This is a genomic window from Desulfovibrio sp. ZJ369, assembly GCF_011039085.1.
Taxonomy (GTDB): domain Bacteria; phylum Desulfobacterota; class Desulfovibrionia; order Desulfovibrionales; family Desulfovibrionaceae; genus Desulfovibrio.
Genome location: NZ_JAAKEI010000011.1, coordinates 28433 through 41847, shown reverse-complemented (window position 1 = coordinate 41847; position 13415 = coordinate 28433). Strand labels below are relative to the sequence as shown.

At 62.6% G+C, this 13415-nt stretch carries 10 protein-coding genes; 3 read left to right on the top strand and 7 right to left on the bottom strand.

Annotation, left to right across the window (positions count from 1 at the left end; all coding sequences use genetic code 11):
- Window positions 1-117 precede the first annotated feature (117 nt).
- Complete coding sequence (locus tag G7Y51_RS05605) at window positions 118-3387, bottom strand: AsmA-like C-terminal region-containing protein (RefSeq protein ID WP_165175398.1); 3270 nt, start codon at window positions 3385-3387, stop codon at window positions 118-120.
- 255 nt (window positions 3388-3642) lie between these two features.
- Between G7Y51_RS05605 and G7Y51_RS05600 the strand changes: the two genes are divergently transcribed.
- The gene (locus tag G7Y51_RS05600) at window positions 3643-4665 is read left to right on the top strand and encodes a glycosyltransferase (RefSeq protein WP_165175396.1); all 1023 of its coding nucleotides are present in this window, start codon (window positions 3643-3645) and stop codon (window positions 4663-4665) included.
- Window position 4666: 1 nt separating this feature from the next.
- On the opposite strand, the gene G7Y51_RS05595 is transcribed toward G7Y51_RS05600, so the two are convergent.
- On the bottom strand, window positions 4667-4996 hold the full coding sequence (locus tag G7Y51_RS05595; protein WP_165175394.1) for a hypothetical protein: 330 nt from the start codon (window positions 4994-4996) through the stop codon (window positions 4667-4669).
- 107 nt (window positions 4997-5103) lie between these two features.
- Between G7Y51_RS05595 and G7Y51_RS05590 the strand changes: the two genes are divergently transcribed.
- Entirely contained in the window at window positions 5104-6471 is a 1368-nt protein-coding gene (locus G7Y51_RS05590; RefSeq protein ID WP_165175392.1) for a radical SAM protein, read from the top strand.
- Window positions 6472-6571: 100 nt separating this feature from the next.
- On the opposite strand, the gene G7Y51_RS05585 is transcribed toward G7Y51_RS05590, so the two are convergent.
- Window positions 6572-7957: a sugar porter family MFS transporter gene (locus G7Y51_RS05585; RefSeq protein ID WP_165175390.1), complete on the bottom strand. Its 1386-nt coding sequence runs from the start codon at window positions 7955-7957 to the stop codon at window positions 6572-6574.
- 436 nt (window positions 7958-8393) lie between these two features.
- Here G7Y51_RS05585 and galE point away from each other — a divergent pair, with 436 nt between their 5' ends.
- Complete coding sequence (galE, locus tag G7Y51_RS05575; protein ID WP_165175388.1) at window positions 8394-9380, top strand: UDP-glucose 4-epimerase GalE; 987 nt, start codon at window positions 8394-8396, stop codon at window positions 9378-9380.
- Window positions 9381-9601: 221 nt separating this feature from the next.
- Here galE and G7Y51_RS05570 read toward each other — a convergent pair whose 3' ends face one another.
- The 4 genes from G7Y51_RS05570 to G7Y51_RS05555 all read right to left on the bottom strand — a co-directional run bounded on the left by G7Y51_RS05570 (window position 9602) and on the right by G7Y51_RS05555 (window position 13401).
- On the bottom strand, window positions 9602-10297 hold the full coding sequence (locus G7Y51_RS05570) for a Crp/Fnr family transcriptional regulator (protein WP_165175386.1): 696 nt from the start codon (window positions 10295-10297) through the stop codon (window positions 9602-9604).
- 55 nt (window positions 10298-10352) lie between these two features.
- A complete protein-coding gene (locus tag G7Y51_RS05565) occupies window positions 10353-11885 on the bottom strand; it encodes an aldehyde dehydrogenase family protein (RefSeq protein WP_165175384.1) in 1533 nt (510 codons plus the stop codon).
- Window positions 11886-12003: 118 nt separating this feature from the next.
- Window positions 12004-13155, bottom strand: a complete 1152-nt coding sequence (locus tag G7Y51_RS05560) for an iron-containing alcohol dehydrogenase (protein WP_165175382.1) — start codon at window positions 13153-13155, stop codon at window positions 12004-12006.
- A gap of 96 nt (window positions 13156-13251) precedes the next feature.
- On the bottom strand, window positions 13252-13401 hold the full coding sequence (locus tag G7Y51_RS05555) for a hypothetical protein (protein ID WP_165175380.1): 150 nt from the start codon (window positions 13399-13401) through the stop codon (window positions 13252-13254).
- Window positions 13402-13415 lie beyond the last annotated feature (14 nt).

Sequence of the window (13415 nt, the reverse complement as noted above, 5' to 3'; positions counted from 1 at the left end):
GGTTGGAGCGCAAGGCCACATACATGGCGGATTTGCCGCGCCTGTTGTCGGGGCGGCGTTGCGCCAAAAGGGCGGGCTTTGCGGCGCTCGGCGTACAGCGCGGCTTTTCCGTCTTTTTTATCGAAAGAGCCGCCATGTGCCCCGCACAATGCCGCCGAGCACATCCACAAAACCTTGCGTAATGCCGCCCAGGGTGTTCAGAATCAATTTGCCCGTGCCGATGGAGGTCTTGCTGTTGTCCAGGCTGCCGTAGAGCCGCAGGGGAAAATCAGGCAGATTTTTCATGTTCACCGTGAACGTGCAGTCCAGGGTGTCGGTGTTCAGATTGATCCAGCCGCCGCCGTGGACTTTCAGCCCGGGCCCCTGGAGATCAAAGTCGCTGCTGCGGGCGATTCCGGCCGTAACGACGCCCGATGCCCCGGCCGTCCGGAAAAGCGTGGGCTTGCCCTTGAGCCGCCCGTCCGGGCCGCGTTGCTGATATGAGCCGTTGCGCACCATGAATCGCCACTTGCCGTCCAGGGCGGCCGGCAACTGGCCGGGGCCGGTCAGGCTGGCCCGCATTTCGGAGCTGAGGCCCGCGCGGCCTCCCAGCGCGGCGCTGCCGCCCCGATCCCGGCTGGCCGCCCCCAGATCGAAATTTTCCACGGAAAGGGAATTCGCAAAGCGCAGGCCGTTATTGAAATCAATGCTGCCCCGGCTTTGCAGAGGCGCGCCGTAAAAGCGCCCGGTCACAGGCGCGCAGGTCAGGCGGCCGTTCTCCAGCTTGATCGGAAATCTGGCCTCCTGAAGCCTGAAGCGCCAGGCGGTCAGGAGCTTGATGCGCAGTTCCCCTTCTGCGTTGAACTCACGCAAAAAACGCAGATCCCAGCGCTTTCCCGGCGCGCTCGCGACCGCCGGAGAGGCCTGTTTGGCCGCATGGCCCGGAGCGTCAAGATAGCGGTCCAGATCCAGCGCATCGACCGTGAGCTGGAACGCAAGGCTCAACTGCTCGCGCCAGGAGGCAAAAAACGAGCCGCTGATGCTGCTTTGGTCCAGCCTGGCGCGGATCCCGCTGAGCGCCAGTTCGTTGGCGTCGCCCTTGAAGTCGGCTTCCAGCCGCATTGCGCGCAGCCCGGAAGGAAGTTTGAAATTCAGGCCGCGCGCCAGGCGCAGGGTCCGGCCGAGATCGGCGCTCTGCGCAAAAAGGTTGCCCTGCCAGGCCATCCCGCCCTTGCCGTTGACGAGCTGGGCCTGACCACGCGCCTCAATGCCCAGGGCGTTGCCGTGGGCATTGCTTACGGAGAGCATATTGCGCGCTCCCCGGCAGGAAAACTCGCCCGCCAGATCCGCATGCAGCCCCTGGGGCAGGGAACTGCGATCGGGACTCATTTGCAGGGAGAGCGAGCCGGGCAGGTTTTGGAAATCAAGATTGCCGTTGCCCCCGCCGTCGCCGCTGAACCGGATCATGCCGTCGAGATCCGCGCGGGCGTCCAGGCCTTCGCCCTCAAAGCGGCCTTGCCACTGGCCGTTCAGCCCAAGCCCCTGTTTGTCCCATGTGCCGCCGCGCAGCCTGAGCCCGGCCTCCAGACTTTTGAAGCGTGCAACGCCGCCTGCGCCCGACCGGGACAGGCGCAGAACTCCCTGATCCGCGCGCACTGTTGCCGAGCCCCTGAGCTTATCCAGAAATTCCGTGAGCGTCTGGCCCTGGCTCATGATCTCCACATCGGCCCGCAAGCGGCCGCGGGTCAGGGGCAGCACATCCAAAGCGGCCGCCAGCGGCGCGCCTTCCACGTCGCGGAAGTTCACCTTGATCGCATACGGGCTCTGGCTGCCGCCGCCCAGAATGGTTTCCCCGCTCACCGTGCCGTTGTAAAGCCGCCCGTTTATGAAGAGCAGGGTATCTTCCAGCCCGTTTTTATCCATCTTGCCCTGCCGGATGACAACCTCGGCCTCGTTGAGCAGGAGCGGGCCGTAGTCCACGGTCTGCGCGCCCAGACGGATATTGTAATCCACGCCGACGGCGCCGGGCTCGCGCGGGCCGCCCGGCATGGGGGTCAGCGTGGCATGCGGAAACCAGGGATGGTCGGGAGCCTTGCCCACGGCCTCAGGAATGGCCAGGCCCAGGTTGATGCGCCGGGTGCTCAGATCCAGAACCACTTCCGGTTTTTTCCAACTGGGCACGCCGCCGGAGCCGGTAAAGCGGCTGCCTGCGCAGTGCGCCACAATGCGCGGCACCACAAGGCCCTGGCCGTCAAGATGAAAATCCAGGCTGCCGTCCGTGATGTTATCCAGCGCCAGCTGCAAACCAGGCGCCAGATTGCGGGCAAAGCCAAGCCATTGCGTCAGGCTGACGCGGTGCAGCAGCAAGCGCCCGTCCAGGGCGAAGCCTCTGCTTTGGTCCTGGCCTTTGCTGTCTTCTTTGTCCGCCAGTGTGCTCTCGCCGCCGGTTGCGGCCTGCTCCGCGCCTGGATCGCCAAGCCTGAGAACCGCGCTGAGCTGCCCGCTGTCATGGCCGAGGCCGAGCCGGATCTGTTCCAGATTGATGATCCGATCCCGGCTGTTGCGCATGGCCGCCGTGCCTTCCAAAAAGAAGGGCAGCAGGGCCTGATCCTTGCTCACTTCGCCGCGCAGCGCTGTTTCGGCTGTCCAGCCGCCTGTTCCGCCCTGAAGTTGAAGGCTGAAGTCGAGCCGATCCAGACGGCCGGGCAGGCGCAGCGCGCCGCCTGCTTTGAGATGCGGCGTGGCTGTCAGAGGATCGGCCAGACTGGTTTTTCCCTCGGCCAGCACATTGGCCAGCCGCAGGGGAGGGGCGTCAACCGGTTGTAAAAGAGCCGTCCCCAGATGCAGGCGGCCCTTGATCCCGGCCGGCGCGTCCGTGTCCAGGCGGCACTGCAGATTTGTGAGCTGCAGGCGGGATCTGTCGCTTGCCGTGAGATCGGCCTCGCCCTGGACGATGGTCAGGCGGCAGTCGTCGGGCAGTGTGGGCAGCTTGCCCCCGCCCTTGCGCAAGTGCGCCAGGAGCGCCTGGGGATCGCCCAGAGGCAGAGCAATGCCGCCGCGCAGGCGGGGCCGCAGCAGGGAAATGTTGCGCGGCGCGAGCTCCCCGCGCAGCAAAGCCGGAAAATCCGGGCGCAGGGTGGCATAGGCCACGGAAAAATGCAGATCCGGCCCTTCCACCGTGCCGTTGCTGATGGCTATGGAAGGCATGGGAAAAATCACCACGTCAACGGCTTCCACGCTGAACGTCAGGCCCGTGCGTTGGGAAAGTTCGTCCAGAAAGCGCCGGGTAAGGGCTTCGGGATTGCGCTGCAAAAGATAAACGGCCACTCCGAGCAGTGCCGACAGCGACAGAATCAGCGCCAGGAAAATGCGTGCAAGAAAGCGTAGGCGGCGGGCGGTCAACAACATGGCAATATCTCGCGCCTTGACGCCAGAGGGCGTGAAGGCTAGGCTTCAACGGTATTGCATCTTGCCGTGTTTGGCAACCTCGCGGCCCTTGCCCAGGGCTGACGCATCTGATTATTATGCGCAATAATTTTGCTATGTTGTCATAATCGCTGGGAAGAGCCGCTTGCGGGGAAAGCAACGGCATACGATAACGCGCGGAGAGGCCGCGGATCATGTGCCTTTCCGCGTACATGAGCTTTTTCGCTCCGGGGGGCTATGCAACGTCTGCTATGGATTGGCAGTCCTTTTTTCGGCCCGGCTTTGCAATCCTGCGGCTGGCAGGATGTGGCGCTGTATAATTTTGAAGACGCCCGCGTCTTCTGTTGGGAGGAACTGGTGCGCCTGGCCGGATTTACGCCGGACGTGCTGGTTGTGGCCGACAAGAGCCGCCCGCCCTTTGTGCTGGGCATGGAGCGTTTTCCCTGCCTGACGGTCTTTTACGGTGTGGATTCGCATATCCATAGCTGGCAGCCGCTGTATGCCCAGGGTTTTGACGCCTGTCTGCTTTCCCTGCGCGATCATCTGGCCCGGTTCGCGGGCCCGTATCTGCCCCCGGAACGGATCTGGTGGTCCCCGCCCTTTGCCGGGGATGCGGATCGCCCCGATCCTGCCGCGCCCAAACGCTGGGACTGCCTCTTTGTGGGCACGGTCAACGCCGATCTGCCGCGCCGCGCGGCTTTTCTTGAGGCGCTGGGGCAGCGCCTGCCGGGCCTGCATGTGACGCGCGGCAATTATCGCGAGCTGTATCCCCAGGGCCGGGTGCTGCTGAACCATTGCGAGCACGGAGATTTGAATTTCCGGGTCTTTGAGGCCATGGGCTGTGGCGGTTGCCTGGTGACGCCGCGCGTGGGGCATGGCCTGGCGCAACTTTTTGTGGACGGCGAGCATCTGGTGGGCTATGCGCCCGATGATGTGGGGGATGCGTTGTACCGCATCGAATTTTTGCTGAACAATCCCCCTCTGGCGGCATATATCGGCCGGACGGCCCTGGCGAAAATCGATGAGGCGCACCGTGCGTCGCACAGGGCCCAGGCCTTCACGGATCGGCTCTGCGATCTCTGGATGCAGGATGCCCGGACTCTGGTGGCCACGCGACAGGCAAAAGCCGAGGCCATCCGTGAGAATTGCCTGAAGATGCCCTATCTGCTCTGGGCAGAGGAACTGGCCGCGCCCGGGCTCAGAGAAGCCTATCTGGCCGCGGCCAGGGGGCGCTTTGGCCTGGCGGGCATGGAGGCGTGAATCAGGAGTCGCCTGCCCGCCCGTTCGTGGGCGGGTCAAAGTGCAGATCCAGAGCCGGATCGGTGACGGGCGTCTGCACCGGGCGCGGCGCTTCAAAGCTCAGATGCAGCAAGGGATCGTCCGCAGGGGCGGCTTGCGTCGGCGTGGGCCTTGGGGCCGTGCTGCCGTCAAGCCTGTCCAGGCGTGATTCCACGGCCCGCAGCAGCACGCGCAACTGGGCGTGTTCGTCGCGCAACGCGCGGCAGAGCCGCTCCTGGCTGCGCAGCAGGTGGTACAATACAGCCAGCATCCCTGAGAAACACAAAAAAATGAACAGCATAATGGAAAACATGGCGGGCCTCGCAACGTCGCTGTGCGTGGGACGCGGCCTCGGAAGATGCGACCGCGTGTCGCTGTTCCGCTTATATACGCTCATTCCGGCTTGGGCAAGGAGGTTTTATGGCCGCGCAGCGTCTTGAGCCGCATCTGGTCATGGCCGACGAGCGCGGCAATATCTATGATCACCCGGATTTGCTGATGGTTTGCCGCAGGGGCGCGCAATGGGGCCTGCCGCGGCCTGACGAGCTCATGCCCCTGCCGGAGGAAAGCGAGCTTTTTCTCCTGCCGGGTCGCCGGGCCGCAGGCCTTGATCCGCAAAGCGGCGAGATCGAGATCCAGGAGGAGTTGGCCGTGGCCGCTTTTGCCGCGCCCGCGCACACGCTTTCGGCGCACCCGGCCTTCAAAAGCGACGCCCATGCGCCTTTGCTGCCTCTCTTCGCGTATGGAGCCGTGGGCTTTGCCCGCGGGCGCTTTTACGTCTGCGCGCGCAAGGTGGATGCGGATCCGCGCCAGCAATTTCGGAACATCCCGCGCCGGCGCATTGAAAAATGCGCGCGCGATCTTTTGCGGGATCACCCCGCCAATCGCCTGATCCGGCATATCCTGGATAATTGCGTGGCGCGCTATGATTGCCCGGCGGCGCGCAACTTCGCCCTGGGCCGTTTCGAGGCCCCGCTGCCCACCTCGCGGGCCTGCAATGCGCGCTGCGTGGGCTGTATTTCCGCGCAGGACAAGGATTCGCCCCTGACCGTGACGCCGCAGTGCCGCCTGACCTTCACCCCGGAAGCGGCTGAGATCGTGGAAGTCATGCAACTGCATGAGCGCCGGGAAACAGGCAGTCCTGTGTATTCCTTCGGCCAGGGCTGCGAAGGGGATCCGTTGATCAACGCGGATTTGCTGGCGGAAAGCGTGCGTCTCTTCCGGGCCGGCGGCGGCCGCGGCACGGTGAACTGCAATACCAACGCCTCACGACCAGAGGCCGTGGCCAGGCTGGCCGAGGCCGGGCTGACCAGCCTGCGGGTGAGCTGCAACAGCGCCCGTGAGGCGTTGTATCAACGCTATTACCGGCCTGTGGACTACACCTTTGCCGATGTGCGGGCCTCCATCCGGGAAGCGCGCGCCCGCGGAATTTTTGTTTCGCTGAATCTCCTGTTCTTTCCCGGCGTCACGGATACCGAGGAAGAACTGGCCGCCCTGGCCCGGCTGATTGGGGAAAACGGGGTGAGCATGGTCCAGTGGCGTAACCTGAACATTGATCCTGAATGGTACATCAGGCTGATCAGCAGCGGCCAGGGCGACCAGGCCTGCGCCGCGCCTCCGAGCATGGGGCTGGCGGTCTTCATGAAACGGCTCAAAAAGCTCTGCCCCTGGCTGCGTTACGGCTATTTCAATCCTTATCTGGGCGACAGGGCGGAAATAAGCGCGCCCCTGCCGGGCCAGTGGATCATGCCCGAACCCCGCGCCAGAGCGTTTTGCTCATTTCATTAGAGCGGTTTGCTGTTGAAAACGGCAACCGCTCTAGATTGCAACATGACAATCCCCCGAAAGTACGGGCCGCCATCCGGAAGGATTGCGGTCCGTATGCGGTTCAGGCGTCCACCGGCCGGCCCAGATGCCGAAGGGCTTTTCCAGCCATAAGATTATGCTCCAAATGTTCCAGGCTCACGCCTTTGGTTTCCGGCGTCAGGCGGACGGTGAGCCAGATGAACAGGGCGTTGAACGTTGCGAACAGCCAAAAGGTCGTTGCAGCGCCTTGCCACTGCAAAAGCACCGGGAATATGTAGCCGATGCAGGCATTGGCCAGCCAGTTGGTTGTCGTGGAGCACATGATCCCGAATTCGCGGCTTTTCAGAGGCTGGATTTCCGAGCAGAGCACCCAGACCAGGGGCCCGGAGCTCATGGCAAAGCCGATGATGAAAACCAGCAGCACCATCACCGAGAAAAGACGCGCCCCGGGCGTGGCCGTGCCCAGATGAAACAGCAGGCCCAGCAGTCCCATGCTCAGGGCCATGACCGTGTAGCCGAGCGTGAGCATGGGCCTGCGGCCCCAGCGATCCACCAGCCCGATGGCGATGAACGTGGCCAGCACATTGATCAGGCCCACGATGACCGTGCCCCACATTTGCTGCTGGATGCCGGCGTAGCCCGCTTCCTGAAAGATTTTAGGAGCGTAGTACAAGATCACGTTGATGCCCGTGAATTGCTGCATAATCTGCAAGAGCATGCCCAGGCCCACCACGCGCCGCACATTGGGGCTGGCCCTGAAAAGCTTCCAGCCTTCCTGCTTCACGGCCAGGCTTTCCTGAATTTCGTCCATTTCCTGCTGCGCTTCCCCGGGCGTTTCGCGCAGGCGCGCCAGCACTGCGCGCGCCTCGTCCGTGCGATTGCGCATGGCCAGCCAGCGCGGGCTGCGCGGCAAAAAAAGCACGGCCGCAAGCAGCATGGCCGAAGGGATGGCGGGAATGCCGAACATCCAGCGCCAGGCCCCGGAAGAGCTCAGAGCCGTGTCAATGAGATAGGCTGCCAGAATGCCGATGGTGATCATCAACTGGTACAGGGAAATGATCCCGCCCCGGAAGCGGACCGGAGAGATTTCCGAAAGATAGAGCGGCGCGGTGAACGAGGCCACGCCTACGGCCAGACCGAGCACAAAGCGGCCCGCGATCAGCCAGCCCGCCAGCGGGGCCCAGGCCGCCAGCACCGAGCCCCAGACAAAGAGCGCGGCCGCCATGAGCAGACCGGCTTTGCGCCCGAACGCTTTGGAGAACCAGGAGCCGCCCACCGCGCCCACGGCCGCGCCGACCATCAGCACGCTGACCACCCAGCCCTCGGCGGCGGGATCAATGGCGAATTCCTGAACGACAAAGGGCAGGGCCCCGGAAACCGAACCGATGTCCAGGCCGAACAAAAGGCCCGCCAGGGCCCCGGTAAACGTCACAAAGATGACAAAGATCATATTTTTCTTTTGCGTCATATCGCTATCCTCCAGGACCAGGGGCGGCCTGCGGCAGATGCAAACGTCTATCGCGGCGCTTATAATCTGTATTTCAATTTTACCTTCGCTTTCTGTGCGCCTCGGATCGCATTTTTGCTGCAAGCACGGCACGCCCGTCTCTATTCCGCTTCGGATATTCCTAATCCATCGTGGAGAGAAAACGCCGCATTACAGACGTTGCCGGTTCAAAAAGCGGCCGGGAAACGCTTTTGAGTCTTAAATAGTTTACCCTGTTTTGGCAAGAGTTTTCCCGGTTCTCCGCAGGCTTCGCGGGAGCGAAGCGCGCGCCGCCGAAGCGGCTCTTACCCGCGTTTATGCTAACATGACAAAATTATTGCATGTAGAGTGCTTTGCTACTAAAAGTAGCAAAACGCTCTGATGCCGACGGCGCGGCAATTGAGGGAGGAGTGAAAGCATGGCCATCCTGGTTTGCGGCGGGGCCGGCTACATCGGCTCGCACAACGTGCGCGCGCTGCTGGCGCGCGGCGAGGAAACCATCATCATCGACAATTTCCTGACCGGGCACCGCGGTTCTGTGCCTGCCGGGGCGCGGCTCTATGAGGGCGACATCCGCGATGCCGCGATCCTGGACCAGGTCTTCGGCGAAAACGACATTGACGCGGTGCTGCATTTCGCGGCCAGTTCCCTGGTGGGCGAAAGCATGGAAAACCCTCTGAAATATTTCAACAACAACGTGCACGGCATGCAGAGGCTCCTGGAAGCCATGCTGCGGCATGATGTGGACAAACTTGTTTTTTCCTCTTCGGCCGCGGTTTACGGCGAGCCGGAACGGACGCCCATTGAGGAGAGCGATCCGACCCGGCCCTGCAATCCCTATGGCGAGAGCAAGCTGATTATGGAGACGATAATGCGCTGGGTGGGCAAAGCTCACCACATCCGTTCGGTCTCCCTGCGCTACTTCAACGTGGCCGGAGCCTGGCCCGGCGGGGAGATCGGCGAGGATCACCGGCCTGAGAGCCATCTGATCCCGCTGATCCTGCAAGTTCCTCTGGGCCTGCGCGAGCAAATCACCGTTTTCGGCCAGGACTATCCTACCCCGGACGGCACCTGCATCCGCGACTATCTGGATGTCACGGATCTGGCCGACGCGCATCTGCGCGCCGTGGACTACCTGCGGCGCGGCGGGGCGAGCGAAATCTGCAATCTGGGCAATGGCCGGGGCTTTTCCGTCATGGAAATGATCGCGGCAGCGCGCCGGGTCACCGGGCGGGAGATCAAAATCGCGGCCGGGCCGCGGCGACCGGGCGATCCGGCCCGGCTGGTGGCCTCGGCGGCCAGGGCGGCAAAAGTTCTGGGCTGGCGGCCCGAAACCGGCCTTGAAGACATGATCGCTTCTGCCTGGGAGTGGCACAAAAACCATCCTCACGGCTATGCCCGCTGAGCCCGACGCGGCCGCCGCATGGGGGCCACCTTGTTCAAAAGAGAGCCGCGCCGCGGCTTTCAAGGCCCTTGCGGCGCATTGCCGCGCAAAGGCGGCCCCGGAAGCAGAGCCGCCCGCGCCGAATGAGCCTGAAAATCACGCTTTTCAGGCGCTTGTCCCGCTTGCGGGGAAATGATGGCAGCGAACTGATTGAAAATGGATATTTTCAATCAAAAAACGCTCTATTGGCTGGCCAGGGCGACCAGGAGGTTCCAGTCGCTGATCTGCACCTTGCGGGACGTGAAGGAAGTGATTGCGCCGCTCCGCTTGAGCCGCTGCAGGGCTCTGGCCAGCGTGGCCCTGTGGATGCCCAGCAGATCCGCCACCTCCTGCTGGGTCATGCGGCAGGGAAAGGTTGTGCTGTTCCTGTTCTTGCGCGCCAGGCTCAAAATAAAGCGGCACAGATGCACCACATGGCTGCCGATGCCCATGTCCGCGAGAAAGGTGTAGTGGATGAGCATTTTCACGCCCATGGAACGCAGCAGGTTGACGATCTGCGCGGGATGCTCGCGCACGAAGTCGGCATTTTCCAGCAGATGTTCGGGAAAGCGCCAGACCTCCACATCCGAGGTGCAGACAAAGCGCCCGTCCGGATCATAGCCGGAAAGGGTGCGCGCCTCGTTGAACAGGCAGCCGGGTTCGATGTACAGGGTCAGACGCCCGCGCCCGCAGGAGGAAGTGTAGGAGATGGTCACCGAGCCCTTGGCCAGATAGTATATGCCCCGGGCTTTCTGATGGGGGATGACGGCGCCCTTGGGATAAACGACTTTGACCGCATAGTGCAGCACGTCTTCCCATTCCCGGTTGAGATCCGCCACATGTCCGATGCGGGCCATTTCACTGTCTAAGATGTTTTTTGGAGTCGCTGCAATATCCATAAACTGCTCCGAACCGGCGGGAGGGACGCCCCTCCCGCCGCTCAGGCCGCGGCCTTTATGAGGCCACGCAGGATCGTACCGAGCTGTTTGTGGAGGCTTTGGGCGTCGCGCCCTTGGGATGGTGCGTGCGCACCGTTGTAACTTTGTTCTGGGTGAAGAAGTTCAGGCCATCCTTGCCCTGTACCTTGTTTGTGCCAAGAAGGGAACCCTTGATGCCGCCGAAGGGCACATAGGGATGAGGGGCGCAGATGCCCACGTTCACGCCCACCATGCCTACGTCGGCCAGGCGGCTGAAACGCTCGATGTAATAGGCGTTCTGGGTGAAGATGCACGCGCCGTTGCCGAATTCCGAGGCGCGGATCAGGTTGAGCGCGTCGTCCATGTCCGCCACTTTGATGGTGGCCACCAGCGGCCCGAAGACCTCGGTGGTGAACAGCGGATTGCAGGGCGTCACGTCCTTGATGATCGTGGGTCCGACGAAATAGCCGTTCTTGTTCTTTTCGGGCAGGACAGGGTTGCGCCCATCCAGAATAAGTTCACATTTGCCGTGGGCAAGGGCTATGTCCACATATTTCGCCACATTGTCGGCCGCGGCGCGGGAGATCAGCGGGCCCATGTAGACGTCGGGATCAAAGGCGTCGCCCACTTTGACGGTTTTGGAGGCTTCCAGAATGCGCTCTATGACCGTGTCGTAGATCTCGGGCACTGCGGCCACAATGGAACCGGCCAGGCAGCGCTGCCCGGCCGAGCCGTAGCAGGAGTTCAGGAAGTTATCCACAAAGATGTCCATGTTGGCGTCTTCCATGACCAGGAGCATGTTTTTGGCCCCGCCCAGGAGCATGGAACGCTTGGCCCCGCGTGCGCAGCCCTCGGCCATCTTTTTGGCCGTGGGAGTGGACCCCACCAGGCAGACCCCGGCCATGCGCGGATCTTCATACCAGGTGCCGGGGATGGAGCGGTCGCCGTGGATCACGTTGACCACGCCCGCGGGCAGCCCGATCTCCTGGAAGAGCTCGCAGATCAACTGCATGAAATAGGGCGACTGGGTGGAAGGCTTGAAGATGAAGGTATTGCCCGCGGCAATGGCGTAGGGAATGAACCAGCCGAAGACCAGAGCCGGGAAGTTGAAGGGCGCCACGCCCCCGAACACGCCCAGGGACTGCCTGACCACCTTGACGGAAATGTTGCCCGAGACCTGATCCAAAACGTCGCCCTGGATCAGCGAGGGCGTACCGCACGCGGATTCCAGAATCTCAATGACGCGCTGCACTTCGCCGCGCGCTTCGGAGATGTGCTTGGCCTGGTCCCAGGCAATGCCTTGGGCCAGCTTTTCATGATTGCGGATCATGCCCTCGCGCAGTTTGAAAACATAGGCCACGCGCTTGGCCACCGGCACTTCGCGCCAGGTCTGGTAGGCTTCCCAGGCGGTGGCGATGGCCGCCTCGCAGGCTTCCGGCCCGGACATGGGCACTTCGCCAATCTGCTCGCCGGTGGAGGGATTGTACAGTGGCTTGACCGGCGCGCCCGGCTCCTCGCGCCACTGGCCGTTGATGAAGTTTTTGATTTTGACGTAGGATAAGTCGGACATCGTCAACTCCTGTGCCTCAAAGGGCAGTTGCATGTTCGCGCGGAGAGGGTGTTGCCGCGTTCTGTGGCGTTGCAGGGCCGTGCGGACTGTTTACGCTGTTCTCGGCCGCGAGCGTTGCTCAATAAAACTGTTCCAAAAGCTTTTCGAGCACGTCGGCCGTGCCCTTGCGCGGATTGCTGTCCATCAGCCGCTTGTAGGCCGCGCCCAGCTCGGCCACGGTGCGCAGCTCCTCGCGGCGGATGCCGTAATTGGACAGGCCCTGCTTGATGTCCAGGTCATCCATCAGGCTGACAAAGCCCGCGGCGGCGCTCTTGGCCTTTTCGCGCGTGGAGGCTCCGGCAGGCGCGCTGCCCAGGATTTCCGCAATGACCGCGAACTTCTCCGGCGCGGCCAGGGCGTTGAAGGTCATGCCCATGGGCGCGCAGACCGCCATCATCAGGCCATGAGGGATATGATGCTCCGAGGGCACGGACATGCCCAGGGCGTGAATGATCCCGTTCTGAGTGTTGGAAAAGCCCATGCCGCTGATGGCCGCGCCGTAGAGCATCTGCTCGCGCGCTTCCATATTGCCGCCGTTGGCGTAGACCCTGCGGATGTTGTCCGAGATCATGCGCATGGCCTGAAGATTCAGGGCATCCGTGAAGGGCGTGGCATGCAGACTCACATAGGACTCAATGCAGTGCACCAGGGCGTCCAGACCGGTGATGGCCGTGTAAAAGGGCGGCAGGCCCACGGTCAGTTCCGGATCCAGAAGGACCACCCTGGCGTAGAGATAATCGCTGACCGTGCCCTGCTTGGAGTTGGTGATCGGATCATTGAGCACCGCATTGGAGGTCATTTCGCTGCCCGTGCCCGCGGTGGTGGGAATCAGGATGGTGGGCATGCAGGCCGAGGGCACTTTATGCAGGCCGAAGTACCGGCTCATGGGGCCCTCATGCACGGCCAGCAGGGCCGTGGCCTTGGTGCTGTCCAGGGAGCTGCCGCCGCCCAGGCCCACCAGCAGATCGACCTTGTTCGCCTTGACCCAGGCCGCGGCCTTTTCAATGGATTCCGGCGTGGGATCCAGCTCCGCCTTGTCATAGAGCAGAGCGTCCACGCCCGCGTTTTTGAGGGATTCGAGCAGCGGCGTGTGGATGCCTGCGTTCACCAGGCCCTTGTCCGTGATCACGGCGACGCTGCGGCAGCCCAGGCGCAGAACCTCGTCGCCCAGTTTCGCCGCGACGCCCCGGCCGTACACCACCCGCTCAACGGTTTGGAAACTCGAAAACATAGTCTTGCACTCCTCCTGATACTGAAGTGATCCCGGCGGCGGGCTGAACGGATGCCGCGGCAATGCGGCAGGCTTTCCACCTTCCGGCGGTTGCCATCATGTTTTTGCTTTTTGGGGCTGTTTTTCTATCGCAAATGCGACACGCATCTTTTTTTCGGAGAAAAGGCCGGGAACCGGCCATGAGAATAATTTCAAAAGAAAAAAGGCCTGCCCGGCCAGTTGCCGGGCAGGCCTTTCCACCGTCATAAAAACGGAGCTGC

Excerpts from the sequence above, each read along its gene's own strand:
- G7Y51_RS05605 (WP_165175398.1), bottom strand. The coding sequence starts at position 3,387 with ATGTTGTTGACCGCCCGCCGCCTACGCTTTCTTGCACGCATTTTCCTG.
- G7Y51_RS05600 (WP_165175396.1), top strand. The coding sequence starts at position 3,643 with ATGCAACGTCTGCTATGGATTGGCAGTCCTTTTTTCGGCCCGGCTTTG.
- G7Y51_RS05595 (WP_165175394.1), bottom strand. The coding sequence starts at position 4,996 with ATGTTTTCCATTATGCTGTTCATTTTTTTGTGTTTCTCAGGGATGCTG.
- G7Y51_RS05590 (WP_165175392.1), top strand. The coding sequence starts at position 5,104 with ATGGCCGCGCAGCGTCTTGAGCCGCATCTGGTCATGGCCGACGAGCGC.
- G7Y51_RS05585 (WP_165175390.1), bottom strand. The coding sequence starts at position 7,957 with ATGACGCAAAAGAAAAATATGATCTTTGTCATCTTTGTGACGTTTACC.
- galE (WP_165175388.1), top strand. The coding sequence starts at position 8,394 with ATGGCCATCCTGGTTTGCGGCGGGGCCGGCTACATCGGCTCGCACAAC.
- G7Y51_RS05570 (WP_165175386.1), bottom strand. The coding sequence starts at position 10,297 with ATGGATATTGCAGCGACTCCAAAAAACATCTTAGACAGTGAAATGGCC.
- G7Y51_RS05565 (WP_165175384.1), bottom strand. The coding sequence starts at position 11,885 with ATGTCCGACTTATCCTACGTCAAAATCAAAAACTTCATCAACGGCCAG.
- G7Y51_RS05560 (WP_165175382.1), bottom strand. The coding sequence starts at position 13,155 with ATGTTTTCGAGTTTCCAAACCGTTGAGCGGGTGGTGTACGGCCGGGGC.
- G7Y51_RS05555 (WP_165175380.1), bottom strand. The coding sequence starts at position 13,401 with ATGACGGTGGAAAGGCCTGCCCGGCAACTGGCCGGGCAGGCCTTTTTT.